Annotated in this window: 23 protein-coding genes; 18 read left to right on the top strand and 5 right to left on the bottom strand. The window is 40.4% G+C overall.

Annotated elements, in window-relative coordinates:
* Positions 1-14: 14 nt before the first annotated feature.
* From DXC10_RS15030 to DXC10_RS15005, 6 genes are read left to right on the top strand one after another with little or no spacing between them, the layout of a single operon-like run.
* A complete protein-coding gene (locus tag DXC10_RS15030; RefSeq protein WP_158557878.1) occupies positions 15-848 on the top strand; it encodes an O-antigen ligase family protein in 834 nt (277 codons plus the stop codon).
* Complete coding sequence (locus DXC10_RS15025; protein ID WP_117738284.1) at positions 814-1,893, top strand: glycosyltransferase family 4 protein; 1,080 nt, start codon at positions 814-816, stop codon at positions 1,891-1,893. Before DXC10_RS15030 ends, DXC10_RS15025 begins: the two co-directional genes overlap by 35 nt.
* On the top strand, positions 1,890-2,645 hold the full coding sequence (locus DXC10_RS15020) for a WecB/TagA/CpsF family glycosyltransferase (RefSeq protein ID WP_117738282.1): 756 nt from the start codon (positions 1,890-1,892) through the stop codon (positions 2,643-2,645). Before DXC10_RS15025 ends, DXC10_RS15020 begins: the two co-directional genes overlap by 4 nt.
* Complete coding sequence (locus tag DXC10_RS15015) at positions 2,642-3,178, top strand: acyltransferase (protein ID WP_233519976.1); 537 nt, start codon at positions 2,642-2,644, stop codon at positions 3,176-3,178. Before DXC10_RS15020 ends, DXC10_RS15015 begins: the two co-directional genes overlap by 4 nt.
* Positions 3,179-3,188: 10 nt before the next feature.
* Positions 3,189-4,232, top strand: a complete 1,044-nt coding sequence (locus tag DXC10_RS15010; protein WP_117738281.1) for a glycosyltransferase family 1 protein — start codon at positions 3,189-3,191, stop codon at positions 4,230-4,232.
* A 13-nt stretch (positions 4,233-4,245) separates the two neighbouring features.
* Positions 4,246-4,476, top strand: a complete 231-nt coding sequence (locus DXC10_RS15005; protein ID WP_187120685.1) for a hypothetical protein — start codon at positions 4,246-4,248, stop codon at positions 4,474-4,476.
* A 243-nt stretch (positions 4,477-4,719) separates the two neighbouring features.
* Here DXC10_RS15005 and DXC10_RS15000 read toward each other — a convergent pair whose 3' ends face one another.
* Both DXC10_RS15000 and uvrB read right to left on the bottom strand, forming a co-directional pair.
* A complete protein-coding gene (locus tag DXC10_RS15000; RefSeq protein ID WP_101542624.1) occupies positions 4,720-5,778 on the bottom strand; it encodes a linear amide C-N hydrolase in 1,059 nt (352 codons plus the stop codon).
* A 91-nt stretch (positions 5,779-5,869) separates the two neighbouring features.
* On the bottom strand, positions 5,870-7,930 hold the full coding sequence (gene uvrB, locus DXC10_RS14995; protein ID WP_101542625.1) for an excinuclease ABC subunit UvrB: 2,061 nt from the start codon (positions 7,928-7,930) through the stop codon (positions 5,870-5,872).
* 126 nt (positions 7,931-8,056) lie between these two features.
* Between uvrB and DXC10_RS14985 the strand changes: the two genes are divergently transcribed.
* The 5 genes from DXC10_RS14985 to DXC10_RS14965 all read left to right on the top strand — a co-directional run bounded on the left by DXC10_RS14985 (position 8,057) and on the right by DXC10_RS14965 (position 11,556).
* Positions 8,057-9,355, top strand: a complete 1,299-nt coding sequence (locus tag DXC10_RS14985; RefSeq protein ID WP_101542626.1) for a phenylacetate--CoA ligase family protein — start codon at positions 8,057-8,059, stop codon at positions 9,353-9,355.
* Positions 9,356-9,371: 16 nt separating this feature from the next.
* Complete coding sequence (locus DXC10_RS14980; RefSeq protein WP_101542627.1) at positions 9,372-9,797, top strand: amino acid-binding protein; 426 nt, start codon at positions 9,372-9,374, stop codon at positions 9,795-9,797.
* A gap of 114 nt (positions 9,798-9,911) precedes the next feature.
* Positions 9,912-10,715 carry an outer membrane protein assembly factor BamD gene (locus DXC10_RS14975; RefSeq protein WP_101542628.1) on the top strand — a complete coding sequence of 268 codons (804 nt, stop codon included), beginning with the start codon at positions 9,912-9,914 and terminating at the stop codon, positions 10,713-10,715.
* A gap of 47 nt (positions 10,716-10,762) precedes the next feature.
* Positions 10,763-11,098: a DNA-directed RNA polymerase subunit omega gene (locus DXC10_RS14970; protein ID WP_101542629.1), complete on the top strand. Its 336-nt coding sequence runs from the start codon at positions 10,763-10,765 to the stop codon at positions 11,096-11,098.
* Entirely contained in the window at positions 11,098-11,556 is a 459-nt protein-coding gene (locus DXC10_RS14965; protein ID WP_101542630.1) for a DUF4293 domain-containing protein, read from the top strand. Before DXC10_RS14970 ends, DXC10_RS14965 begins: the two co-directional genes overlap by 1 nt.
* A 78-nt stretch (positions 11,557-11,634) precedes the next feature.
* Here DXC10_RS14965 and DXC10_RS14960 read toward each other — a convergent pair whose 3' ends face one another.
* Positions 11,635-12,321 carry a porin family protein gene (locus DXC10_RS14960; RefSeq protein WP_101542631.1) on the bottom strand — a complete coding sequence of 229 codons (687 nt, stop codon included), beginning with the start codon at positions 12,319-12,321 and terminating at the stop codon, positions 11,635-11,637.
* 22 nt (positions 12,322-12,343) lie between these two features.
* Complete coding sequence (locus DXC10_RS14955) at positions 12,344-14,137, bottom strand: LysM peptidoglycan-binding domain-containing protein (protein ID WP_101542632.1); 1,794 nt, start codon at positions 14,135-14,137, stop codon at positions 12,344-12,346.
* Positions 14,138-14,430: 293 nt separating this feature from the next.
* On the opposite strand from DXC10_RS14955, the gene uvrA reads away from it, so the two are divergent.
* The 5 genes from uvrA (at position 14,431) to DXC10_RS14925 (ending at position 24,360) form a co-directional block, all read left to right on the top strand.
* Positions 14,431-17,262 (top strand): excinuclease ABC subunit UvrA, encoded by a 2,832-nt coding sequence (uvrA, locus tag DXC10_RS14945; protein WP_117738279.1) that lies wholly within the window; start codon positions 14,431-14,433, stop codon positions 17,260-17,262.
* Between the two features lie 57 nt (positions 17,263-17,319).
* Positions 17,320-17,799, top strand: a complete 480-nt coding sequence (gene ybaK / locus DXC10_RS14940) for a Cys-tRNA(Pro) deacylase (RefSeq protein ID WP_117738278.1) — start codon at positions 17,320-17,322, stop codon at positions 17,797-17,799.
* 207 nt (positions 17,800-18,006) lie between these two features.
* A complete protein-coding gene (locus DXC10_RS14935; protein ID WP_117738276.1) occupies positions 18,007-21,135 on the top strand; it encodes a TonB-dependent receptor in 3,129 nt (1,042 codons plus the stop codon).
* A 46-nt stretch (positions 21,136-21,181) separates the two neighbouring features.
* Complete coding sequence (locus tag DXC10_RS14930) at positions 21,182-22,672, top strand: RagB/SusD family nutrient uptake outer membrane protein (RefSeq protein WP_101542636.1); 1,491 nt, start codon at positions 21,182-21,184, stop codon at positions 22,670-22,672.
* Positions 22,673-22,830: 158 nt separating this feature from the next.
* Complete coding sequence (locus DXC10_RS14925; protein WP_101542637.1) at positions 22,831-24,360, top strand: peptide MFS transporter; 1,530 nt, start codon at positions 22,831-22,833, stop codon at positions 24,358-24,360.
* A gap of 76 nt (positions 24,361-24,436) precedes the next feature.
* Here DXC10_RS14925 and DXC10_RS14920 read toward each other — a convergent pair whose 3' ends face one another.
* Positions 24,437-24,934: a GNAT family N-acetyltransferase gene (locus DXC10_RS14920; protein ID WP_101542638.1), complete on the bottom strand. Its 498-nt coding sequence runs from the start codon at positions 24,932-24,934 to the stop codon at positions 24,437-24,439.
* Positions 24,935-25,154: 220 nt separating this feature from the next.
* Here DXC10_RS14920 and DXC10_RS14915 point away from each other — a divergent pair, with 220 nt between their 5' ends.
* Both DXC10_RS14915 and DXC10_RS14910 read left to right on the top strand, forming a co-directional pair.
* Complete coding sequence (locus DXC10_RS14915; RefSeq protein WP_101542639.1) at positions 25,155-25,481, top strand: PadR family transcriptional regulator; 327 nt, start codon at positions 25,155-25,157, stop codon at positions 25,479-25,481.
* Between the two features lie 28 nt (positions 25,482-25,509).
* Positions 25,510-26,625 (top strand): PspC domain-containing protein, encoded by a 1,116-nt coding sequence (locus DXC10_RS14910; RefSeq protein ID WP_101542640.1) that lies wholly within the window; start codon positions 25,510-25,512, stop codon positions 26,623-26,625.
* The last annotated feature ends 337 nt before the right edge of the window (positions 26,626-26,962 follow it).

Genomic DNA, 26,962 nt, shown 5'->3' with positions numbered 1-26,962 from the left:
TAGTGAATTTTATAGTGTTAATAGCTAATATTAGTATTGGATTATTAGGATTTGGCTATCATACTTATACCTTAGAGGCAAGTGAAGGATATGGTTATAAAGGCTTTTTTTATGCAGGAAATGAAATTGCTGGAATTATAGCATTTCTTTTCCCTTTATTTCTTTTTATTACATATCAGAGATGTAGTAAAATTATATACTCTCTTTTTGGTATTTTATTAATTATAGTTTCTGTTTTATTAGGAACTAAAGCTGCTATATTAATAACAGTAATATCAGTTTTTATTGTACCGTATATTTTAGGAAAATTCAAGGAAAAAATTATTATAATGATATTTATGGCAACAGTTGTATTAAGTGCTGTTGTTTATATTGTTAATACTTTTGAAACATATGATCTACTAAATCGATGGCTATATTCTTTTGAAAAGGGAGGAATAGCCAATTTGATTTTTTCTGGTCGGCATGAATTTTGGAATGTGGAAAAAGAAACATTTTTTAGTTCTGATATAATCAATCAATTTATGGGATTAGGAGGGAATAGAACGGTAGAAATGGATCCTTTCGATACATTACTTAATTATGGTTATATAGGGTTAGTGGCTGTTTATTCTTTCTTTTTCTATTTATTAATTCATTCAATCAAAAGTAGGAATAATAATCCTTTAGGAATAATCATCGCTTTTTCAAACTTTCTAATCATATCAATGTCTTTTTTTGCAGGACATATTATTTTTTCTGCTATGGCAGGACTGTTTACAGCTTTAGCTAATTCGTTGACTTTTATAAAATCTGATAAATGTTTATTTGTAGATGAAAATTTTAGTAATTTCAAATTTGTATCCTGATAAGAAAACTCCTTATCATGGAACTTTTGTAAAAAACTTTATTGATGAGTTAAGAAAATATCCTACAGCTACAAAGGTTGATGTATGTTTACTTAAAGGGCAACCGAGATATTTTATTTATAAACTATATAAATATATTTTTTTTTATGCTCTAATAATAAAAAAATTACTTTTTCATAAATATGATTTGATATATGTTCATTTCATAACTCATGCTTCGATTCCAATATTATTAGTTCGTTTTTTTAGACCATTAAATTTAGTATTCAATATTCACGGTGAGGATTTATTGGTTGTTGGAAAGTTGGCGAATTTTTTATTGAGAATATCCAAACCCCTTCTTCGCCGTGCCAAATATATAGTTGTTCCATCCTATTTTTTCAAAGAAATTGCTATAAAGATGCTTCCTGAAATTAAGCCACATAAATTTATTGTATCGCCATCAAGTGGTGTTACACCCATATTCTATAAAGAAAGATTTTTCAACAATAAATTAGAAAAAAAAATGACGATAGGATATGTCTCTAGAATAGAAAGAGGGAAAGGATGGGATACATTTCTAAATGCTATTAAGATTTTAAAAGATAGGGATGTGAAAGTTAAAGTACTATTAGTAGGAGGAGGTACTCAAGAACCTCTTCTTAACAAGCAAATGCAACAGTTGGAATTATTGGATATTAAAAGATTAGGGCGTCAACCGTATACGGAACTACCTGAAATATATGATAAAATAGATCTTTTTGTGTTCCCTACAAAACTTGTGGAGAGTTTAGGCTTGGTTGGTTTGGAAGCTATGGCATCTAGTACTCCTATTGTTGGCTCGCGAATAGGAGGATTACAAGACTATATAAAAGAGGGCGTTAACGGTTTTTTCTTTAAGCCTGGTGATGAAAAGGATCTGGCTAATAAAATTGAGAGTTATTTAAAACTCTCAATATCAGAAAAGCAAATCTTTATGAAAGCTGCTTATCAAACAGCATCGGAATACAAATCAGATATGGTATTGAAACGATTGTTCGATTTTTTATTAAATAAAAATAAATGAAAATCTGTAATATAGATATAAATTGTTTAAGTAAGCAAGATTTATTTCAAGAAAATAAAGGAGCTAAAATCGTTGTAACGGTAAATGCGGAGGCTATTGTCCGTTCACAGTCAGATGGTCGATTGAAAAAAATAATATCTGAGAATATTTCCACAATTGATGGACAAATTCCTTTATGGCTTTGTAGAATAGTATCTTCATCAGTGAAAATAGAGAAACTGTCTGGATCGGATATTATTTATGATTATTGCTCATGGGCAGAAACTAATAATTATAGAGTATTCCTTCTTGGCGGAAATGATAAATCGAATGAAGGAGCATTGATTCAATTAAGAATGAAGTATCCTCGATTGGTCATTGGAGGATATTCTCCAGAATACTCTCCTTATCCGTTTAAAAACGAGATTAATGGTTCTATGCTTTCAAGTATAAAAATCTTTTCTCCAGAGATATTATTTGTGGGATTTGGGATGGGAAAGCAGGAGTTTTGGGCTGATGATAATTTGAGTAGTTTAGCAAAGATAGGCGTTAAATATATCATTGGGTGTGGGGGAACATTTGACTTCGTTTCCGGACGGGTGAAACGTGCACCGCTTCTAGTACAAAGATATGGTTTAGAAGGTGTTTGGAGATTTCTTGTAGAACCTAAACTTTTTCGATTAAGGCGATTATTAATGAGTTGCCGGATATTTTATTATTTTTTCAAATACGATTTCTTTGAGTCTAAATTCAAAAGATTGTTTTTTTTATGATTTATGTGATGATTTTAAAATATTTATGTTTAGTGCTTTTTTATGGCTTTGCCAATTTTTTGCCAAATTCATATATTCCCGTAATTGGTACAATATCCAACAAAATAAGGTTATTTCTATGTAGAAGAATATTCCGGAAAATGGGTAAGGTAAGTACTATAAATCGATGTGTAAATTTCGGAAAGGGAATGGATATTGAAATAGGTAATTATTCAGGAATTGGTGAAGGGGCAATAATTCCACCAAATACAAAAATTGGAAATTTTGTTATGATTGCTCCTTATCTTTATATTGTAGGGGGAAATCATAAATTTGATAGAATTGATATGCCTATGTGTTTTCAAGGATCAGAACAGAATAAGGTGACGATTATTGAAGATGACGTATGGATAGGTGCAAGGGTAATAATAATGCCTGAGTGTCATATCGGTAAAGGTTCTATTATTGCTGCAGGTGCTGTTGTGACTAAAAATATAGGAGAGTATGAAATTTGGGGAGGAGTACCGGCTCGTCTACTGAAGAAACGGATATAATTTGTATGATATGAAAGTTATAAATGGTTTTTTTTATTCACAGAAGGTTACGGGTGTCCAACGGTTTGCAAGAGAATTAGTGAATGAATTGGATATAATTTCAGCTCCTAATGAATATGCAATAGTAATGCCGCAATATGTGGAAGAAATCCCCGAATTGAGGAATATAGAAGTAATTAAATATGGTAATGCCAAGGGATTGCTTTGGGAACAATGGGATTTATTCCGTTTTGTTTATCGTAAAAAGAGCATTCTCATTAGTTTATGCAATAGCCAACCTATACTTTATCCCAACATTATTTGCATACATGACGTAGCTTATAAGACACATCCAGAATTCTTTAAAACATTTTATGGACGCTTATCTGTTATTTGGCATCGTTTCCTTTTTTATCAAGCAGTAAAGAGTGGATGTCATATATTTACAGTTTCTTATTTTTCTAAATATAGTATTATAGATACTTACAATATAAAAGATAAATCTCGTATTTCAGTTTTAGGTAATGCGTGGCAACATATCAAGGCAATTTCTCCTGATGATTCTATTTTACAAAAAAACTGTTTACAAAAAGGTGAATTCTTTTTTATATTGGGAAATATCAATTATAACAAGAATATACGATGGATATTGAATTATGCTCAAAAACATTTGGATCAGTGTTTTGTAGTTAGTGGTAGAAAAGTAAAAAATAGTAAAATTGATATAGAAAGTGTACCTAATGTACAATGGTTAGGGTATGTGTCTGATAATGAAATAGTGTCTTTATATAAGTATTGTAAGGCTTTTATTTTTCCTTCTATCCACGAGGGTTTCGGTATTCCTCCTTTAGAGGCTTTATCTTTAGGGGCAAAAGTTATAGTAGCTAATACTTCTTGTTTACCGGAGATATTTCAAGGATCGGTGTATTACATAGATCCTTATGATACCTGTATTAATCTAGACGAATTATTGAGCAAAACATCTATAGCTCCTGCTCATCTGGTTTTGGACCGTTATAGTTGGAAAAATATAGCAGAAAAATTTAAGAAAAAGGTAGAGTTGTTAAAAGTATAGCTGTAAAATAAAGATGAATTATAAAGTAATTGATACTCAGAAAATCATAGACTACATAAATTCTTTTTTAGGAGAGATTAGGGTAGAGGATATCATTCAAAATTCCGGTGCTGACAAACTGCGGGTATATCCCGCACTCTTCGAGTTGGAACAGGAGGGATTTATTGATGTATTAGAGCGAGAAGAATTGGGAGCACCAGCAGTGGTATGTAAACAAAGAGTTTCTTCTACATATTTAGAGTGATATTTTTATAATAAACGACAGGTAACAGCGGTTATTTTGTTTTAGGCAGCAGCCGGGATTGCTCAGTTTGAGTAATTCCGGCTGCTTTATTTAGTTTATCTTACCTCATCATATCTCAGTAAGCATTAACTAAAATATACCTTTTTTCATTATTAACGGAGGCTACATATTAATTGTGAAACCACTTTTGCGGAACCATATATACTATGCCATGAGAGGACTTGGTTATAAGTACGCATTAGTCTACATTATAGGTGTCTGAAACAAGAACGTAAATGATTTACTATCCTTTAAATCCTTCACCGCGTCGCCTGCGTAAATTTCTCCACCGGTGAGGGCTAATTTCTTGATGCCGGCTTTCGGGCTGAAATCAATCTTGTTCAGGTCGAGCCAAAAGAGGTTGGGAGTTAAGGTGGACTCGAAGTAATAAACCTTATTCTTTTGGTCGGAGACGGAACGCCAACGGGTAGATGAAATGTAAGGTTTGTCCGGGGTAGTAATCCCATAAGGTACGGATACATTGCGCATGACGCTCAGCACACTGGGAACGGCAATCTTGGCATCATTGGTCTGCGGAATGGCGTGTATATAGAAAGAGGCGCGTACAAAACGGTCGCTTGAGCGGTTGGTGCCCGGAAGCATGTTCAATCCACCCACTTCTTTCCAATAGTTGTTGACGGCTAATTGCAGTTCGTATCTGGGGGAATTTGTCATTACCTGATATTCTTTACCTTCGTGAATATCCAATTTACCATTCAGATATTCCAGGACGGCAGTATTTCCGGTAGCATCTGTGATTGCCATGTGCAGGGTAGAAGCGGAGCCATTAGGCATCATGGGTGCATCGATGCGAAAGGATTCTTTTTTCAATTCGTCCACAGCTTCGCGCACGGTGGCAAAGTTATCAAGAACATATTGCGTCCAGATACTGATACCCATTATCGGGCGAGTATCTCCGGGACAGTCATAAATAGATTCTGGCAAGAATAGCAGACTGGCAACCAGCCCTTTTTCGTTCATGCCGTCGCAAGTGCCTATGTCGTAACCTGTAGCAATGACACTACCATATTGGGAAGTCCAATTTACTGTTTTCCCCTTGTTATATCCGGTTCTTTGTATACCTCGCGGAAATACATAGATATTACTCATGATATCTTCTTTCCAGTCCATGGTGCGACCGGTAATAACCATATTGTCCGGACCGATGTATGTAGCACGGGTACATGCTTCAACCTGTTGTACGTTTGTTGAAAGTAGCGCAGCTAATGCGGTTGTTGCTACCATTCCTAATTTTACCTTCATTATCTTATTAATTTAAAGGGTTAATATTCTAAATGAAGATATAACAAACATCTTGGAAATCTGTTTTGTGGCAAGTATGTTATTAGGGGTGTTACTCTACTTTTTCTTTTAATAACTCCTCCATTTTCAGCACCTCGTCGCGATATTGCGCTGCTTGGATGAAATCGAGTTTCTTGGCTGCTTCCTGCATAAGTTTTTTGGTACGTTCGATACTTTTTTCCAATTGGGAACGACTCATGTATTGGACTATCGGATCGGCAGCAACAGCAGTAGCTTCTTCCTGTTCAATGTATGGGCGTGGAACACTACCTGAAGGTTTGTCTTTACCTGAAACTGTTTCTGCTGATCCTTCTGCTGTAGCAAATACATTGAGATTTTTCGCTTTCTTGATTTGTTGAGGTGTGATGCCGTGTTCCTCGTTATACTTCAACTGTTTTTCACGGCGGCGGTTCGTCTCGTCAATAGTCAGTTGCATACTTTCCGTTATTTTGTCGGCGTACATGATGACCATGCCGTTTACATTACGGGCAGCACGTCCGGCAGTCTGTGTCAGTGAACGGTGGGAACGCAAGAAACCTTCCTTGTCTGCATCCAAAATAGCGACGAGAGACACTTCCGGTAAATCAAGACCTTCACGCAATAGGTTCACGCCGACAAGTACGTCGTATTCACCCTCACGTAAATCACTCATAATCTTTACACGTTCCAGTGTATCTACATCACTGTGGATATAGTTACACTTTACGTTGTTATTCAGTAGATATTCCGTCAATTCCTCTGCCATACGTTTGGTCAACGTGGTGACAAGGGTACGCTCATTCCGTTCGATGCGCAGTTGGATCTCTTCCATCAAGTCATCTATCTGGTTGTGGCTGGGACGAACTTCAATAATCGGGTCGAGCAATCCTGTGGGGCGGATGACCTGCTCCACAACAACACCTTCCGACTGTATCAACTCATAGTCGGCAGGAGTAGCGCTGACATAGATTACCTGCTTTGCCATTGACTCGAATTCATCGAATTTTAACGGACGGTTATCCATAGCGGCAGGCAAGCGAAAACCATATTCCACAAGATTGGTTTTACGGGCACGGTCACCACCGTACATGGCACGTATCTGCGGCACACTGACGTGACTTTCATCAATGACAATCAGAAAATCATCAGGGAAGAAATCAAGCAGACAGTAAGGGCGAGTACCCGCATCACGGCCGTCAAAATATCGCGAATAGTTTTCGATGCCTGAACAGTGACCTAATTCGCGTATCATTTCCATGTCATATGTCACACGTTCCTGCAGACGTTTGGCTTCGAACGGACGTCCTTCATTCTCAAACCATTGCACTTGCTTGTGCAGATCGTCTTCTATCTGATGAATGGCTCGCAGAGTAGCCTCTTTTGTTGTCATAAAGAGGTTGGCGGGATAGATTTTGTAAGCATCGAATTGGGCCAGGGTCACCCCGCTTATCGGATCTACTTCTTCGATACTGTCTATTTCGTCTCCCCAGAAAACAATGCGTAGTAAGTTGTCGGCATATGCCAGATAGATATCCACCGTATCACCCTTTACCCGGAAATTACCACGGTTAAGGTCAATGTCGTTACGAACATAGAGACTGTCTACCAAACGTCTCAGAAATACATTACGGCTAAACATTTTACCCTGCTGCACTTCAATTACATTGTTGTAGAAATCTGCCGGATTTCCCATACCGTAGATGCATGATACCGAAGAAACCACTACTACATCTTTCCGGCCGGAAAGTAGGGCAGAGGTAGCTGCAAGACGGAGTTTATCTATCTCATCGTTGATGGCAAGATCTTTTTCTATATAGGTATCCGAAGACGGCAGATAAGCTTCGGGCTGGTAGTAATCATAATAAGATACATAATACTCTACGGCATTATTGGGGAAAAATCCCTTGAATTCGCTGTAAAGTTGCGCTGCCAAAGTTTTGTTATGACTTAATATCAAAGTTGGTTTATTGACATTAGCAATGACGTTGGCGATAGTAAACGTTTTTCCCGATCCTGTAACACCCAGTAAGGTCTGTGCAGGAACTCCTTCCTGTATACCTTCGGTCAGTTGGGCGATGGCTTCCGGCTGATCGCCGGTAGGCTTATAGGCAGATGTTAATTCAAATTTATTCATTTTCTCTCTTTAGGAGCGGCAATATTCGGTAAAATCTTTGAGATAAACAAAATAATTTGTTTACTTTGCGGCAAAGAAAGTGCAATTAAGTTAATAACAACCATATAATGTAATACAACGAAGAACATGATTTGGAATGAAAATATCGAATGCATGGATCGCGAAAGTCTTCGCAAAATTCAGGGTATTCGTCTCAAGAAGACTGTGGAGCGTGTATATCATGATACTCCTTTCTATCGTAAGAAAATGCAGGAATTAGGTATTACTCCTGATGATATCAACAGCATTGATGATATCGTAAAACTTCCTTTTACCACTAAATATGATCTGCGGGATAATTATCCTTTCGGACTATGTGCTGTTCCAATGAGTCAAATTGTACGTATCCATGCCTCTTCCGGTACTACCGGAAAGCCTACGGTAGTGGGATATACCCGTAAAGACCTTTCGGCTTGGTCCGAATGTCTTTCCCGTGCTTTTACGGCTTACGGTGCAGATAGCTCGGATTTCTTTCAGGTGTCCTACGGATACGGACTCTTTACCGGAGGTTTGGGAGCTCATGCCGGTGCTGAAAATATAGGTGCTTCCGTTATTCCTATGTCTAGTGGAAATACGGAAAAGCAGATTACATTGATGCATGATTTCGGCTCGACAGTACTCTGTTGTACTCCTTCATACGCTCTTTATCTGGCTGATGCTATAAAAGATTCCGGTTTTCCCCGTGAAGAATTTAAATTGCGAATTGGTGCTTTTGGTGCTGAACCGTGGACGGAGAATATGCGTCGTGATATTGAAACTAAATTGGGTATTAAAGCTTACGATATTTATGGACTGAGTGAAATAGCCGGTCCGGGTGTGGGGTACGAGTGTGAGTGCCAGAATGGTACACATCTTAACGAAGACCATTATTTTCCTGAGATTGTAGATCCGAAGACGCTGGAACCCGTAGCTCCCGGTGAAACAGGGGAGTTGGTATTTACCCATCTTACCAAGGAAGGGATGCCCCTGTTGCGCTACCGTACTAAAGATTTAACCGCATTGCACTATGACACATGTCCTTGTGGTCGTACTTTGGTTCGTATGGATCGTATTCTTGGACGTAGCGACGATATGTTGATTATCCGTGGCGTTAATGTATTCCCGACGCAGATCGAATCTGTAATTCTTGAAATGCCCGAATTTGAACCGCACTATCTTTTGTTGGTTGATCGTAAAAATAACACTGATACCATGGAGTTACAGGTTGAAGTCCGTCCCGAATTCTATTCAGACGAAATCAATAAGATGCTGGCGTTGAAAAAGAAACTAACCGCACGCCTGCAAAGCGTACTTGGTCTGGGAGTAGATGTCCGGTTGGTGGAACCTCGCAGCATAGAGCGTAGCGTAGGTAAAGCCAAACGTGTAATTGATAATCGTAAACTATAATTTAAAACTTAATCCCATGGTAGCAAAACAACTTTCTATTTTTCTGGAGAATAAGTCCGGTCGCCTTACGGAAGTAACGGAAGTTCTGGCTAGAGAAGGCGTTAACCTTTCTGCTCTTTGCATTGCTGAGAATGCTGATTTCGGTATTCTTCGTGGTATTGTTTCTGAACCTGATAAAGCATATAAGGCTTTAAAAGATAATCATTTTGCAGTCAATGTTACTGATGTTGTAGGTATTAGTTGTCCCAATATTCCCGGTTCGTTGGCGAAAGTACTTCGTTGTCTGTCTGATGAAGGAGTATTCATTGAATACATGTATTCTTTTGCCAACGGTCAGACTGCCAATGTTATCATCCGTCCTAACGACATGGAGAACTGTATTCGTGTGTTAACGGAAAAGAAAGTGGATTTACTTGCAGCAAGCGATTTGTATAGATTATAATCTCTATTGGTCGATAATCTTGCCCCGTTTGTCTGCTTTTTGAAAAATTAAGGTTCGTATCGTTGCTTTATTCGATGCGAACCTCTATCTTTGCACATTATTTGAATAAAAGTAATGAAAAAGAACATCCTAATAACTCTGCTTGCAGCACTGCTGCTCTCCTCGTGTGGAGAATACAACAAGTTGCTGAAAAGCACCGATTACGAATACAAGTACGAAGCGGCAAAGAATTATTTTGCAAAAGGACAGTACAACCGTGCTGCCACCTTGTTGAATGAATTGATTGCTATTCTAAAAGGTACCCTTAATGCAGAGGAATCTCTATATATGTTGGGTATGAGTTACTATAACCAGAAAGATTATCAAACCGCTGCTCAAACTTTCATTCAATATTATAATGTTTATCCTCGTGGTACATTTGCTGAATTAGCACGTTTCCATGCCGGAAAAGCTTTGTATTTGGATACCCCGGAACCTCGTCTCGACCAATCGGGCACTTACAGTGCCATTCAGCAGTTACAGATGTTTCTTGAATATTTTCCTCAAAGTACTAAGAAAGAGGAAGCTCAAACCATGGTATTCGCTCTTCAAGACAAGTTGGTGATGAAAGAATACCTTTCGGCTAAGTTATATTATAATTTAGGGAATTATTTGGGTAATAACTACGAATCATGTGTTATAACTGCGCAAAATGCATTGAAGGATTATCCTTATACCAATCTGCGTGAAGATTTGTCTATCCTTATTCTGCGTGCCAAATATGAAATGGCAGTATATAGTGTAGAAGATAAGAAGGCTGAACGTTATCGCGAAACGGTGGACGAATATTATGCTTTTAAAAATGAATTTCCCGAGAGTAAATACATGAAAGATGCCGATCGCATTTTCAAGGAAGCGCAAAAGATTTTGAAAGACTGAGAATAGAGAAAATATAATTGATAGTAAATTAAATTAGATAGAAATTTATGGATTACAGAAAGACAAATGCTCCTTCTACTACGGTTACTCGTGATATGATGGAGTTGTGTGAGGATACCGGTAATGTATACGAAACCGTAGCTATTATTGGTAAACGCGCCAATCAGATTAGTGTTGAAATCAAGAACGATCTTTCTAAGAAATTGGCGGAGTTTGCTTCTTACAATGACAATCTGGAAGAAGTATTCGAGAACCGTGAACAAATTGAGATTTCACGCTATTATGAAAAATTGCCGAAACCGACTTTGATTGCTACACAAGAATATATAGAAGGTAAGGTATATTATCGTAATCCTGCAAAGGAAAAAGAAAAATTGCAGTAATGATACAACGTATTCAATCCGTTTATTTATTGTTGGTAACTATTCTGCTGGTAGTGGCAATTTGTCTGCCGGTAGGACAGTATATCGGTACGGACGGAGTGACAACCCATATATTCAAGCCGTTGGGCGTAACGTTAGCTAATGGTACTTTTCAGTCTACATGGGGGTTGTTCGGTATACTTTTGTTGAGTGCAATTATTGCTTTCTGCACTATTTTTCTGTTCCGTAATCGCATGTTGCAGGTGCGTATGACTATATTCAGTAGTCTTTTGCTGATAGGTTATTACATTGCTTTCTTCGTGTTCATGTTTATGTTGAAGAATGACTTGGATGCGATGAATTTTCAGTTGGGTTGGGCCTTGTGTCTTCCCGTTATATGTATTATTTTGAATTATTTGGCATTCCGTGCTATCTATCGGGATGAATTGATGGTGAAAGCTGCGGATAGATTGAGATAATAGATGATGCGTTATAAAAAAAACAGATGGTGGTCAATATTCGACACACCATCTGTTTTTTATTTATAGGTATGTGTATTATTTTCTTAGGTCGAACAGATATGTAATCTTTGCAGTAATTACTCCATGTGCAGAACGTGAGAAATAATCTTTCTTGGTGCTATTGTAGAAATCGGAAAGTGCATAGTAATATCTTCCTTCTACAAGAAAATTACCGGCTTTAGTACGAAGCTCCACACCGGCTCCTCCGGTAATACCATAGTCAAATCTATTATCTACAGCTTTGTCGTGCTGTTCTATTATGATACTTGGGTGATCTTTCCAATTACCGCTTATCGTTCGGCTGTCACTCAAGAAGAAGCCGATTTGCGGACCGGCATGAATGAAGAACTGTAAACCCCTGTCTTTTCCGAATGCCAAATGTGCTAAGAAAGGAATTTCCAGGTAGTTCATTTTGCGGGTATATTGTAAAGTCGGGAAATCTTCATAAAATTCGTCCCAGCCGTGTTGAGAAAGGTTAAATTCCACTTGCGCACCACAAATCATGCTGAAATATTTCTCAGAAATATAACGTGCAGTTATACCGCTATTGATACCCATCAGATTTTTCTGGCGTACTTTTGGTGAGAAGGTTACACTATTCAGGTTAATACCCCCATTAATACCTACAGAGAAATTATGCCGTTGTTCACCTATCTGTGCACTTGTAGGTAGGGCAATGATACCCAGTAATAGTACTGTTCCTATAATTGTTTTCAGCTTCATCGATTTAATTACAAGTTACTAATTAATCAAAGTCCAGTTTTATCAGTTCAAAATTCTTGGTAAAATGCACAAAGAATACTTTTCGGTTGATAAATCCTCCCCAATTATTCACACGTTGGAATTTAAATCCGGTTTGGATAGGAACTAAATCCATCCGTTGCAAGTTCTTTTCGAGTTCTGAACCATATTGGGACAAACCCTTCAGGAAAAAATAGCCTGTATCAAATCCCAACATACCAAACTTCGGATAACGTTCGTCCATATCCTTACCATACCATCTGCGATAATTCTTCGTGAAACTGACAGCAGCGGGCAATAAGTTATTAGTATAGAATGAAGAATAGAAATATGTATCCAGCTCAAAGAACGCTTCAAGATGATCTTTGGTGTACGTTTGCCATTCCGGATATCCGAAAAGATGGATACGGCTGTCGGGCATCTCGCGAACTAGCATGGTGAGTTGCGGAAGAGTTTTTATCAACGTGACGTTATCGCCCGAAGTGGGGATGAAGATGTTTTCACGATCATTCATCAATACCGCTTTCAGTGATTCTACATTGGCATCCTCTTTCAGTGTCTTCACCGGGATGGCACGGTTACGCAATTCCTCTCTTAGCCCTTTTATGAAATCAGCTTTATCCTTTGTTCCTTGACTTGCTTCAAGGAATATGACATTTGCATTGGGAAACTGGCGTACAAAATGGTCATAAACTTCGGAGTATAAATACGACTGTGGCGTATTGATTTGATATATGGCAGGATTGCGGAATACCGTATTGTCTTTGGAAGTAAACGGTATCACGAGACGTATTCCGTTTTTATTGGCAAAGTTTGCCAAAGGCTTGATGTGCTGTTGATGCAATGGCCCGAAGATAATATCCATATCTTTCATTTCGCTCTTGCCGAGTATGGAGCTCAGGGAAGCAGTTTCCGATCCTGAACTGTATGTATAGAGATCAATGGAAATACCTGTACGCTTCAAACTATCCACTGCCATCAAAAAACCTTCATAATATTCCACCATTTTTGTCGCTTCGCTCCGGGTAGCTCCATCCGGCAGGAAGGGAAGAATGACAGCAGCCTTAATGGTACTGATACGTTCACCTGTTTTTTTGTTTTCATTGAATAGTTCACTATTCGAAGGTACAGTTTGCGGTCGGGTATTCTGTTGGGTCTGTACGGAAGGATAAGGAATACAGAGGAACGATCCTTTTTTTATTTTGTTTTCACCTTTCAGTTCGGGATTGGCAGCTATCAGTTCAGCTTCTGTAATACCATATTCACGACTGATGCTGAATACGGTTTCTTTCCGTTTCACTTTGTGCATGTCACGGCAACGTGATTGTACTGGTTTTTGTATATCACTGCTTTCAGTAGGTTCAGAAGTATTTACAGTTGTATTAGTAGTAACACCTGCTTCCGTTGCAGAAGGGATACGGATCACCTGCCCGATACGGAAATTCTCGGCACTCAGTCCGGGATTGGCGTCACAGATGGCTTTGGCGGATATGTTATATCTTACGGTAAGCCGATAGAGCGTTTCACCGGCTTCGATGGTATGGAATGTCTCCTTCTGAGGATTGGCTATAGCTTTAGGGATACGTAGAGCACGTCCCACATAGATTTTCTCATCACTTCCGGGATTCAATTTCACGATGTCAGTCTGGCTTACACCGTACATGCTGGCTATAGAATATAGGCTTTGCCCTTTCTCGATGGTATGTAGAAAATAAGACTGGTTTTCTTGTGCGTTTACCCCGAAACTACATGCGCCGGCAAGCAGTAAGGAGCAGATAATGCGGTTAATCGTTTTCATTCAGTAATCGTTGGTTTATGTTTACAATTTCCCAAAGTAGCTGCAAAGTTAACAATATTGTCCCATTTTAACCAAAGGAATGCGTTAAGAAATAATATTGTGCATTTCAAAACTGAAAAATACTTTATTTCAGCTGATATTAGAAGGAAAAAAGTTACTTTTGCCCGATTATAAAAAGACAGTTTGGGTTGAATATTGAAATGATAGGTGATAATTTTCCGTTCCGTGTTTTTCTGTAGTGAAAGAAATTTTCCTTTATCATTTGACACATTTTAATGAACATAAATAGCAGTATGCAAGAAGAGACAGAATATATCAACGTATACGGTGCCCGTGTACACAATCTGAAAGATATTGATGCAGAGATACCCCGCAACAGCTTGACGGTCATCACCGGACTGAGTGGTAGCGGTAAGTCATCCTTGGCGTTCGATACAATTTTTGCTGAAGGTCAACGTCGCTATATTGAAACCTTTTCCGCTTATGCCCGTAATTTTCTGGGGAACCTGGAGCGTCCCGATGTAGATAAGATTACAGGACTGAGTCCGGTTATCTCCATCGAACAGAAAACGACGAACAAAAATCCCCGTTCTACGGTAGGTACTACGACGGAAGTGTACGACTACCTTCGTCTGTTATATGCCCGTGCGGGTGAAGCATACTCTTACCTTTCCGGTGAGAAAATGGTGAAGTACACAGAGGAGCAAATTATCGATCTTATCCTGAAAGATTATAAAGGTAAACGGATTTATATCCTTGCTCCGTTGGTTCGTAGCCGTAAGGGGCATTATAAAGAACTGTTCGAACAGATACGTAAAAAAGGATATTTAAATGTTCGTGTAGATGGTGAAGTGCGTGAAGCTTTACCGGGTATGAAGCTAGACCGTTATAAAAATCACGATGTGGAAGTGGTAATTGATAAATTAATAGTGACCGACAAAGACGATACCCGTCTGAAAAATAGTGTTACCACTGCTATGCGGCAAGGAGACGGTTTGTTGATGGTGCTCGATGTACAGGCGGATGTGGTGCGTCACTACAGTAAACGTCTGATGTGTCCTGTCACCGGATTATCTTATCGGGAACCGGCTCCTCATAATTTCTCTTTCAACTCTCCGCAGGGGGCGTGCCCCAAGTGTAAGGGATTGGGGGTAGTCAATCAGATAGATATAGATAAGGTGATACCTGACCGTAACCTTTCTATTGCCGAAGGTGCCATCATTCCTTTGGGAAAGTCCAAGAACAGCATGATATTCTGGCAGATAACCGCATTGCTGGAGAGATACGAAGCTACATTAAAAACTCCGGTGAAGGAGTTGCCGGACGATGCCATTGATGAAATCCTTTATGGTTCCGACGAACGTATCAAGATAAAGAGTACACTGATAGGTACTTCTTCCGACTATTTTGTGACTTTTGAGGGAGTGGTGAAGTACATCCAGATGTTACAGGAGAAAGATGCTTCTGCTACAGCTCAAAAATGGGCGGAACAGTTTGCCAAGACTACCGTTTGTCCGGAATGCCATGGTGCCAAACTGAATAAGGAAGCTTTGTCCTATCGCATCCATGACAAGAATATCTACCAACTTTCCAGTATGGATATCAACGAACTATATGACTGGTTGTTAAAGGTAGACCCTTATCTCAGCAATAAGCAGCAGCAGATTGCGGTGGAAATTCTGAAAGAAATCCGTACGCGTCTTAAATTCTTGTTGGATGTAGGATTGGACTATCTGTCTCTCGACCGTAGTGCCGTCAGTCTATCCGGTGGCGAGAGCCAGCGCATCCGTTTGGCTACACAGATCGGTTCGCAGCTGGTGAATGTACTGTATATTCTCGATGAACCGAGTATCGGTTTGCATCAACGGGACAATCAGCGCCTTATCCATTCATTGAAGGAACTGCGCGATATGGGTAATTCCGTCATTGTTGTAGAACATGACAAGGATATGATGCTTGCTGCCGATTACGTCATTGACATGGGGCCGAAGGCCGGACGTCTGGGAGGTGAAGTAGTCTTTGCGGGTACTCCCCAACAAATGTTGCAGACCCATACATTGACTTCTCAGTATCTGAACGGAGAGTGTAAGATTGAACTACCTGCCAGGCGTCGTGAGGGTAACGGGCATAGTCTTTGGCTGCGTGGTGCAAAAGGGAATAACCTGAAGAATGTAGACGTTGAATTTCCGCTTGGTAAGTTGATTTGTGTTACAGGAGTATCGGGTAGTGGTAAATCTACGTTAATAAATGAAACACTTCAACCTATTTTGTCCCAAAAGTTCTACCGTTCGCTCCAAGATCCGTTGGAATACGACTGTATTGAAGGAATAGAATATATAGATAAAGTGGTAAATGTAGACCAATCTCCTTTAGGACGTACACCACGTTCCAATCCTGCCACTTATACGGGAGTGTTTTCCGATATCCGTAATCTGTTTGTCGGTTTGCCCGAGGCCAAGATACGTGGTTACAAACCCGGTCGTTTCTCTTTCAACGTTACCGGTGGACGTTGTGAAGCTTGTCAGGGTAATGGTTACAAGACTATTGAAATGAATTTCTTGCCGGATGTATATGTCCCGTGTGAAGTCTGTCATGGTAAGCGTTATAATCGTGAAACCTTGGAAGTTCGTTTCAAAGGAAAATCCATTGCCGATGTGCTGGACATGACGATCAATCGTGCGGTAGAGTTCTTCGAGAATATTCCTCAGATTTTGAATAAAATCAAAGTTATTCAGGAAGTTGGTTTAGGATACATCAAGTTGGGACAATCTTCCACAACTCTTTCCGGCGGCGAGAGCCAGCGTGTGAAACTGGCTACCGAACTTTCTAAGCGAGATACAGGTAAAACTCTATATATCCTTGACGAACCGACGACAGGACTCCATTTTGAAGACATTCGTGTTTTGATGAATGTATTGAATAAGTTAGTTGATAAAGGAAATACAGTTATCATTATCGAACATAATCTCGATGTCATTAAAATGGCCGATTATATCATTGATATGGGGCCGGAAGGTGGTAAGGGGGGGGGAGAACTCCTTTCATTCGGAACACCCGAGGAAGTGGCAAAAAGCACGAAGGGGTATACGCCGAAATTCCTGAGAGAAGAATTAAATCTAAAATAACAATCTCTGTGCCCTCTGTATCTTCTGTGGTGAAATAAATTGATAATTCGTAACTTCATGAAAATTAATAAAACCAATGCAGCTCGTCTGCTTGATAAAGCCAGGATTTCTTACGACCTTATCCCTTATAAGGTCGACGAAAACGATTTGAGTGCCATACATGTTGCCGCCAGTCTGGGTGAAAATATCGAGCAAGTATTTAAGACTCTGATACTTCACGGAGATAAGAATGGTTATTTTGTTTGTGTTATTCCCGGTGAACATGAGGTTGATTTAAAACTGGCTGCCAAAGTTTCCGGTAACAAAAAATGCGACCTTATCCCAATGAAAGAACTTCTTCCGCTTACCGGTTATATTCGTGGCGGTTGTTCTCCCATAGGTATGAAGAAAGCTTTTCCTACCTATATCCATGACACCTGTCTGCAATTTCCTTATATATATATCAGTGCCGGGCAACGGGGACTTCAACTTAAACTTGATCCAAAAGATCTTATAAAGGAGGTTCGCGCTGAAGTATGTACTCTTTTCAATGAATGAAGCGGGGGATGTAAACATGATCCTTACGAAGTTAAACATCAACTTTATGGCTATAAACATGATGTTTAGGATTGTAAATATGACCTTTAGCGGATGTAAATGTTGGTTCTAAAGTAATTGAACTTTTCTTTTGTGGTGAAAATTGTTCTTTTTCAATGAACCAAAGTCGTCTCTTAATAGTTAACTAACCTAACTAATTTTTAAGAGATGAATATGAAACTACGTCTATTTTTAGCATCGTTCGTCCTGCTTTGTACAGCCGTTCTCCATGCGGCAACGGCGAACGATATACAGGTCACAGGTACCGTTGTGTCAGAAGGAGACCCCTTACCGGGAGTATCGGTATTGATAAAAGGAACGCATAATGGTACGGTGACCGATATTGATGGTCATTATTCCATTAAAGCCCCTTCAGACGGCATATTGGTATTTAGCTTTATAGGCCTTAAAAGCCAGGAACAGAAAATCAATGGCCGTACGGTAATTAACGTGGATTTGCAGACTGATAGTGAAGTACTGGATGAAGTAATGGTAGTAGCTTATGCCACCGCCAAGAAATACAGCTTTACCGGAGCGGCTTCTACTGTGAAAGGGGATGAGATAACCCGCATGCAGACTTCAAATGTGTCGCGTGCCCTTGAGGGCACTGTTCCCGGACTTCAAGCAAGTGCCGCCAGCGGGCAACCGGGTACCGATGCCGAAATTCGTATTCGTGGTATCGGTTCTATCAATGCATCCAGCGCACCGCTTTATGTGGTGGATGGTTTACCTTTCGATGGCAGCATCAACTCTATCAATCCGGAAGATATTGCTTCTATTACGGTACTGAAAGATGCTGCATCAGCCGCACTTTACGGCTCTCGTGGTGCCAATGGCGTGATCATCATCACTACTAAACAGGGGCAGACTGACTCTAAAACTACAGTCAGTGTAAAAGCCAGTTTCGGGGGATCCAACCGTGCCGTACGCGATTATGACCGCATCGGTACCAATCAATATTTTGAACTCTATTGGGAAGCTTTACGGAACCAATATGCCTTGAATACGGATAAGTATACTCCCCAAACCGCCGCCATCCAGGCTTCCAAAGACCTTGTAGGCAAATTGATGGGAGGAGGTCCTAACCCCTATGGCCCCAACTATTCCCAACCGGTAGGCACGGACGGGAAATTGGTTGCAGGAGCTGTTCCCCTCTGGAAGGTAGATTGGCAGGATGCCATGGAGCAACAGGCTTTGCGTACGGAGTTAGGGCTGAACGTATCGGGAGGAGGAAAAACAAATCAGTATTTCTTCTCGGCAGGCTATTTGAATGATAAAGGTATTGCCCTTGAGTCCGGTTACCAACGTTTCAACCTGCGTTCCAATATCACCAGTCAGATAAATAAATGGCTGCGTGGCAGTGTCAATATGAGTTTTGCTCATTCTATGCAAAATTATCCTGTATCCTCGGATACGAAAACGAGCAATGTCATCAACGCCGGACGACTGATGGCTGACTTTTATCCTATCTATGAAATGAACTCCGACGGTACGTACAAATATGATTCCGAAGGAAACCGTATTTACGATTTCGGATCTTATCGTCCGTCCGGTTCTATGGCGAACTGGAACTTACCCGCCACGTTGCCGAATGACAAAGCGGAACGTATGAAGGATGAGTTTTCGGGACGGACATACCTCGAAGCAACTATTATCGAAGGATTGAAATTCAAAACCAGCTTCAACTTCGATTTAGTCAATTATAACGCACTTGATTATACCAATCCCAAAATCGGTCCTGCTGTAAATACCGGAGGCGGTGCGAGTCGTGAATATACGCGTACTTTCTCGTGGACATGGAACAATATTGTGACATATGATAAAACCATTGGTAAGCATCACTTCAATATCCTTGCCGGAGAAGAAGCCTATTCATATCGTTATGATGTACTTCAGGCCGCACGTTCAAATATGGCTGTGCCCGATATGCCTGAGTTGGCTGTCGGTTCACTGGTGACCGCCGGTTCCGGATACCGTATCGATTATTCCTTGTTGGGATATCTCCTGAGTACACAGTACGATTATCAGGGAAGGTACTTCTTTTCGGCCTCTTATCGTCGTGACGGTTCTTCCCGTTTTGCTCCTTCCACCCGCTGGGGTAACTTTTGGTCGGTAGGTGCGTCTTGGCGTATCGACCGTGAAGAGTTTATGCTTTCCACCGCCGATTGGCTTTCGGCCTTGACGTTGAAGGCGAGTTATGGCGCACAGGGTAACGACAATCTGGGTACATATTATGCCAGTAGCGGACTCTATTCCATCGTTTCCCAAGCCGGTGAGAACGCTTTGGTATCCGATCGTCTGGCTACACCGGGATTGAAATGGGAAACTAACCTGAACTTTAATGTCGGAATTGATTTCTCATTGTTCAATAACCGTTTCTCCGGTTCATTCGATTTCTTCCAGCGTCGTTCCAAAGACCTGCTCTATTCCCGTCCGCTTGCCACTTCGTTGGGCTATACTTCGGTAGACGAGAATATCGGTGCATTGAAGAATACCGGATTTGAAATAGACTTGAAAGGTACACTCATCCATACGCGTGACTTCGCATGGCGTCTGGGCGTGAACCTGACTCATTATAAGAACGTAGTAACCGATCTTCCGTTGAAAGATATGCCGATTACGGGAGTCACCCGTTTGAAGGTAGGCCGTTCGGTCTATGATTTCTATCTGCGTGAGTGGGCCGGGGTAAATCCGGAAAATGGTGACCCGTTGTGGTATAAAGATGTAAAGGATACGCAGAACAATGTTATCGGCCGTACCACTACCAATGACTATGCCAAAGCCGATTACTATTATGTCAATAAATCTTCCTTACCGAAAGTGTATGGAGGTTTCAATACCGCTTTCACTTACAAAGGATTTGAGTTGTCCGCAATCTTTGCTTATAGTATCGGTGGATACATTGTAGACCGTGACGTCACGATGCTGTGGAGCAATGGAAGCAGTACGGGACGTGCTTGGTCTACGGAAATGCTGAAACGTTGGACGCCGGAAAATCGTTATACGGATGTCCCGGCACTGAAGACCGTTTCTAATAACTGGAATGCAAATTCCACCCGTAACCTGTTCAATAATTCGTACTTGAGGATGAAGAATATCACCTTATCCTATAATTTCCCGCAACCTATGATAAAGAAAATCAGTTTGAGTAGCTTGCAACTGTTTGTCAAGGCAGACAACCTGCTCACGATTTCCGGTAATCAAGGACTTGATCCAGAACAGGGAATTACAGGATTGACTTATTACCGTTATCCTGCCATGCGATCTATTTCGGGAGGGGTTAATGTCTCATTCTGATAATCTCCATCCCATATATCAAACTTATTTTAAATTTCTACTCATTATGAAAACTTCAATTAAAAATATAGTAATTTGGGTTACCGGACTGTTCGTCATTTCTTCTTGTAGTGGCGATTTTCTCGACCATAAGCCTACCGATGCGGTAGATGCCGGACTCGTCCCCATACCCTCCAATGCCGGGCGTATCTTCAACGGTGCTTGGTATAATTTATTTGAATATAGCAGTACGTATGCCAATATCGGCTATCGTGCCTTGATGTTACAAGACGATATGATGGCGAACGATGTTGTTTCTCGTCCCATGTACGGTTTCAATTCTTCTTATCAGTTCGATGATGTGGCAATACCTTCCAACAATCGAACCGCTTTTGCCTGGTATCTGATGTATAAAACCATCGACAACTGCAACACGGTTATTTCCATTCAGGCCACTGGTGATGATGATACCTCTGATTTTCGTCATGCTCAAGGACAGGCGTATGCTTTGCGTGCATTCTGCTATTTACATTTAGCGCAGCATTACCAATTTACTTATTTGAAGGACAAGACGGCGCCTGCCGTACCTCTCTATACCGAACCGACCGGTCCGGGTACGCAACCCAAGGGAAAAGCCACTCTTGAAGAACTTTATACTCAGATATTCAAAGATCTGAAACAGGCACAGACCTTGCTCGATGGTTATGTGCGCTCTGATGACAATTCAAAATTCAAGCCGAACACAGCTGTCGTCAACGGTTTGCTTGCCCGTGCCTATCTGCTCACCGGCCAGTGGGAAGATGCTGCCAAATCTGCTCTTGCCGCAGCCAATGGATATACCTTGATGACAGATGCCAAAACCTATATGGGTTTTAACGATATTTCCAATTCCGAGTGGATATGGGGACAACCGCAGTCCGTCAGCCAGTCCGACGCCAGTTATAATTTCTATTATATTGATGTGGTGACTCCCGATGCTTACAACAGTTTTATGGCCGACCCGCACTTCATGGATCAGTTCGAAGCGAATGATATCCGTCGGGAACTCTTTCAGTGGATGCGCGAGGGTTATCTGGGATATCGCAAATTCCGTATCCGTTCCGATCAGACGGGAGATATTGTCGTGATGCGTTCTGCTGAAATGTATCTCATTGCTGCGGAAGGATTGGCCCGTAAGGGGGTACTGGAAGAAGCCGTGAAACCCCTTAATACTTTGCGCAATGCCCGTGGACTTGCTGATTATAATTTGACAGGGAAAACACAGGAGCAGATGGTTGCCGATATCTTGATGGAACGTCGCCGTGAACTTTGGGGAGAAGGTTTCGGTATAACCGATATTCTCCGCACACAGCAGTCCGTAGTGCGTGAACCGCTGACAGAGGAAGAAGCTACCAAGGAATATGAATGTTGGCAACAGGACGGTAGTTATAAAAAGTATAATCCGGAGGGACATTGGTTCACTTCATTTCCCGACGGCACTCCTTTTACGCCGAATAGTACCTACTACTTATATGCCATACCGGAGAAGGAGACGAATGCGAATACCAATTTAAAATGAATTTAAAAAGAGATCGACAGTACATCACGCCTTCAAAGTAAATAGAATTGAGTAAATATATACTTCATTGTCTATTGGTGCAATCAATCAAAAAGTCTATATTTGCACAAATATTAAGAAATTAATCTATTTACTAATATCTAATATCAAAAAAAATTATGTTTGAAGGACAACCTAAAGGGCTTTATGCCTTGGCGCTTGCCAACACAGGAGAGCGTTTCGGTTATTACACAATGTTGGCAGTGTTTGTGCTGTTTCTCAAAGCTAATTTCGGTCTGTCGCCGGATGTAGCTGGACAGATTTATGGTGGATTTCTTGCTATGGTTTATTTCTTGCCGTTCATTGGTGGTATTCTTGCCGACAAATTCGGTTATGGCAAGATGGTTACTATCGGCATCATTGCCATGTTTGCGGGTTATGTGTTGCTTGCTGTTCCGGCAGGTACGGGTACAGTGGGCATGGTGTGCATGATAGGTGCATTGCTGGTCATTAGTACGGGTACGGGACTTTTCAAGGGAAATCTGCAAGTGATGGTAGGTAATCTATATGATTCGCCGGAATATGCTTCAAGACGCGATTCCGCTTTCAGTATTTTCTATATGGCCATCAATATTGGTGCCCTGTTTGCCCCATCATGTGCGGTAGGTATCATGAACTATGCGCAGAAAAGTCTGGGGATAAGTGTCAACGACTCTTATCACTTTGCTTTCGGCGTGGCATGCGTTTCGCTTATTGTTTCCATGATTATTTATTATACTTTCCGTAGCACTTTCAAACATGTGGAAGGTAGTACGAAACAAATAACTGCAGGTACAGGTAAAGGTGCGGTTACCGAAGAACTTTCTCCTGCTGAGACTAAAGACCGTATTGTGGCTCTTTGTCTGGTATTTGCTGTGGTTATTTTCTTCTGGATGGCTTTCCATCAAAACGGACTGACACTTACTTTCTTTGCTGATGAGTTTACTGCCAAAAGTTCTACGGGAGTGGAAAGTATGATGTTTACGGTATGGAATTTGGTAGCAATCATCTTTATTGTTTACGCTCTGTTCTCCTTGTTCCAAAGTAAATCCGGACGTGCGAAGATGATTTCGGGTATGGTTATTTTAGTAGCTGTGGCATTCCTGATATATAGATATACGATGCTTCCGGAGTCCACAGTAGTTGATGCTCCTATCTTCCAGCAGTTCAACCCATTCTATGTAGTAGCTCTGACACCTGTTTCTATGGGTATTTTCGGTTGGTTGGCTTCAAGAGGTAAGGAACCGAGTGCTCCGCGTAAGATTGGCTTAGGTATGTTGGTGGCAGCATGTGGTTACATTTTGATGATTATTGCTTCTATAGGATTGCTTTCACCCGATCAGCAAAAAGTAGCTGTTGAAGCCGGTACTGCTTCGTTTGTGTCACCTAACTGGTTGGTATCTACTTATCTTGTACTTACTTTCGGTGAGCTTCTTCTTTCGCCTATGGGTATTTCTTTTGTGTCCAAGGTGGCACCTCCCAAATATAAAGGTATGATGATGGGTGGTTGGTTTGTGGCAACTGCCATTGGTAACTATCTGACTTCCGTGGCTTCCAATTTGTGGGGTAACCTCCCACTCTATGTGGTATGGGGAGTCTTGGTAGCTCTTTGCCTGTTGTCCGCCCTGTTCATTTTCTCTGTAATGAAGCGTTTGGAGAGAGTGGCATAAATTTTCTTTGCCGGTAAAAATAAAAAGGCTGTGCGAATTAAATATTGGATATTCGCGCAGCCTTTCATCTTTTATTTCAAATTTCCTTCCCCATTATATAATCATTCATATAATATCCGTTTCCTATCGGAAAATCTCCTTCTCTCAATTTTCTCATTCCCATATGTTCATAAAAGTGTAGTGCTTTGTTGTTACGGTTCACGTTTAGTTCCAGCAAACACGGTTCCGGGTGTATCTCCTTGATGTACTTAACGGCTTCGCGGAACAGAAAACTACCGCAATGTGCACCCTGAAAATAGGGGAGTACGTATATCTTCTGTAAATGGAACAAATCTTCGCCTTGTGGTTGTACGGATACATACCCTGCCGCTTCGCATTCCTCGTAAGCAATTAGATAGACATGTCCTTCTTCTTCCATTTGTTTACGGATGTTTTCTAAAGAGTACATCCATTCCATCATATATTCGGTTTGTTCTTTAGTTAGTATTTCCTTATATGTCTCAGGAAATATCTGCCAGGCAAGTTTATGAATTAACTCACAATCGGCAGTCGTTGCTTTTCTAATGGTAAACATATTGTTGTATTTATAGTATTTGGGAACAAAGATACACTATAATGCTGTTATTTGTAACTCTAATAGTTAAATAATGAAAATATAAGGTACTTTGTAATACATAGTACCAAAGTAATACATATATTTGTGCCATACAAAGAAGTTGATAAGACAATATGAGATTTATAAGAGAGGAAAGACAATGGTCGTGTAATTAATAATCGGTAATTTATAATTTAGAATGGACGTTAATAATGTAAAGTCACAAATGCGCAAAGGCATGCTTGAATATTGCATCATGCTATTGCTTCACAAGGAACCGGCGTATGCTTCGGATATTATCCAAAAGTTGAAGGAAGCCCGTTTGATTGTGGTAGAGGGAACACTTTACCCGTTACTCACCCGTTTGAAGAATGATGACTTGTTGAGTTACGAATGGATCGAGTCTACACAGGGACCTCCACGCAAATACTATAAGCTCACAGAGAAAGGAGAGGTTTTTCTTGGAGAGTTAGAAATATCCTGGCGAGAGCTGAGTGATACCGTGAATCATCTTAGCAACTCATAATTAGTAATTCATAATAAAAAATATAGCAATGAAAAAGACTTTAACTGTAAATTTAGGCGGAACGGTTTTCCATATTGATGAAGACGCTTATCGCCTTTTGGATAATTACCTAAGCAATCTGAAGATACATTTCAGTAAGGACGTTGGCGCTGATGAGATTGTTGATGATATCGAACGCCGTATCTCCGAACTGTTTGCCGAGAAATTGACGGCAGGCTTGCAAGTTATTACGATTACAGATGTAGAGGAGGTGATTACCCGCATGGGAAAACCCGAAGATATAGAGACTGGAGATGCAGATACCTCTTCTCATGACGGTACGAATACAAGTAGTGGCTACGGTTCCGGTTCATGGAATGCCGGTTCTGCCAATCAGGCAACCGCTTCTGTTCGCCGTCGCCTTTTTCGTAATCCGGATGACAAGATGCTGGGCGGTGTAGTCAGTGGTTTGGCCTCCTATCTGGGTTGGGACGTAACTTTACTTCGCTTTTTACTGCTAATCGTTCTTATTTGTGGTTACGGTACACTGATACCGGTATATATCATATGTTGGCTGGTAATTCCCGAAGCACGTACGGCTGCCGAGAAATTGAGTATGCGTGGTGAGGCTGTCACGGTAGAGAATATTGGCAAAACGGTGACCGATGGTTTTGAAAAAGTGAGCCATGGTGTAAACGATTTCATGAAATCTGACAAACCTCGTACTTTGTTACAGAAAGCAGGTGATACGTTAGTGATGGTTGTCGGTCTGTTCCTGAAAGTATGTTTGGTAATATTTGCTATTATTTGCAGTCCGGTACTATTTGTTTTTGGAATTGTATTTGTGGCTTTACTCCTTGCTGCTATTGCGGTGGCAATCGGAGGGGGAGCGGCACTTCTTTCACTCTTCCCGATGGCGGATATTATACTTCCCGCTTCTCCGATGTCTGCCATTATGATGTACATCACTGGTATCCTGTTAGTTGGCATCCCATTGATCAGCCTTGTATGGGCAATCTTTAGCCAATTGTTCAAATGGCAACCCATGAATTCTGGTCTGAAATGGACTTTACTTATTCTTTGGATTGTCAGCGCTGCCGTGTTTGGCATCTGTTTCGCTATACAGGGCGCTGTATTCCCGATACTCAGTGTCGTTCATATTTAAATGAATATATGGGTAATATGAATATATAAGGAACTGGCTTGCATATATAATTGTGTGTTATAATTGAAAAGAGGATATTAACCGTAATCGGTAATATCCTTTTTTTTATGTAGGTATAAATATCCTTTTATAGGAAAATATTACACCCGAATTTCTATTCGTATCTGCATTTTGTATGCGACTGAAGGTGTTTTTTAAACGTTCGTTTAAAAAACATTTTCCGAAGACTATTTATATATCACACTATTTCCTATAAAAGGAGAGATTAAATTTTATATCCAATAAATATTACAACATCTTGATAATTAGTAAAATAAAGGAGAACTAGACAAGGAGA

Source organism: Bacteroides sp. OM08-11 (assembly GCF_003438665.1).
GTDB lineage: Bacteria > Bacteroidota > Bacteroidia > Bacteroidales > Bacteroidaceae > Bacteroides > Bacteroides cutis.
The sequence above is the reverse complement of the archived record's forward strand: the minus strand, read 5'-3'. Positions and strand labels throughout refer to the sequence as shown.

Coding starts and splice junctions, on each gene's coding strand:
- uvrA (WP_117738279.1), top strand. CDS start 14,431: ATGCAAGAAGAGACAGAATATATCAACGTATACGGTGCCCGTGTACAC.
- DXC10_RS15020 (WP_117738282.1), top strand. CDS start 1,890: ATGAAAATCTGTAATATAGATATAAATTGTTTAAGTAAGCAAGATTTA.
- DXC10_RS14985 (WP_101542626.1), top strand. CDS start 8,057: ATGATTTGGAATGAAAATATCGAATGCATGGATCGCGAAAGTCTTCGC.
- DXC10_RS14910 (WP_101542640.1), top strand. CDS start 25,510: ATGAAAAAGACTTTAACTGTAAATTTAGGCGGAACGGTTTTCCATATT.
- DXC10_RS15000 (WP_101542624.1), bottom strand. CDS start 5,778: ATGAAGGTAAAATTAGGAATGGTAGCAACAACCGCATTAGCTGCGCTA.
- DXC10_RS14970 (WP_101542629.1), top strand. CDS start 10,763: ATGGATTACAGAAAGACAAATGCTCCTTCTACTACGGTTACTCGTGAT.
- DXC10_RS14975 (WP_101542628.1), top strand. CDS start 9,912: ATGAAAAAGAACATCCTAATAACTCTGCTTGCAGCACTGCTGCTCTCC.
- DXC10_RS15025 (WP_117738284.1), top strand. CDS start 814: ATGAAAATTTTAGTAATTTCAAATTTGTATCCTGATAAGAAAACTCCT.
- DXC10_RS14935 (WP_117738276.1), top strand. CDS start 18,007: ATGAATATGAAACTACGTCTATTTTTAGCATCGTTCGTCCTGCTTTGT.
- DXC10_RS14920 (WP_101542638.1), bottom strand. CDS start 24,934: ATGTTTACCATTAGAAAAGCAACGACTGCCGATTGTGAGTTAATTCAT.
- DXC10_RS14960 (WP_101542631.1), bottom strand. CDS start 12,321: ATGAAGCTGAAAACAATTATAGGAACAGTACTATTACTGGGTATCATT.
- DXC10_RS14915 (WP_101542639.1), top strand. CDS start 25,155: ATGGACGTTAATAATGTAAAGTCACAAATGCGCAAAGGCATGCTTGAA.
- DXC10_RS14965 (WP_101542630.1), top strand. CDS start 11,098: ATGATACAACGTATTCAATCCGTTTATTTATTGTTGGTAACTATTCTG.
- ybaK (WP_117738278.1), top strand. CDS start 17,320: ATGAAAATTAATAAAACCAATGCAGCTCGTCTGCTTGATAAAGCCAGG.
- DXC10_RS14925 (WP_101542637.1), top strand. CDS start 22,831: ATGTTTGAAGGACAACCTAAAGGGCTTTATGCCTTGGCGCTTGCCAAC.
- DXC10_RS14980 (WP_101542627.1), top strand. CDS start 9,372: ATGGTAGCAAAACAACTTTCTATTTTTCTGGAGAATAAGTCCGGTCGC.
- DXC10_RS14955 (WP_101542632.1), bottom strand. CDS start 14,137: ATGAAAACGATTAACCGCATTATCTGCTCCTTACTGCTTGCCGGCGCA.
- DXC10_RS15005 (WP_187120685.1), top strand. CDS start 4,246: ATGAATTATAAAGTAATTGATACTCAGAAAATCATAGACTACATAAAT.
- uvrB (WP_101542625.1), bottom strand. CDS start 7,930: ATGAATAAATTTGAATTAACATCTGCCTATAAGCCTACCGGCGATCAG.
- DXC10_RS15010 (WP_117738281.1), top strand. CDS start 3,189: ATGAAAGTTATAAATGGTTTTTTTTATTCACAGAAGGTTACGGGTGTC.
- DXC10_RS14930 (WP_101542636.1), top strand. CDS start 21,182: ATGAAAACTTCAATTAAAAATATAGTAATTTGGGTTACCGGACTGTTC.
- DXC10_RS15015 (WP_233519976.1), top strand. CDS start 2,642: ATGATTTATGTGATGATTTTAAAATATTTATGTTTAGTGCTTTTTTAT.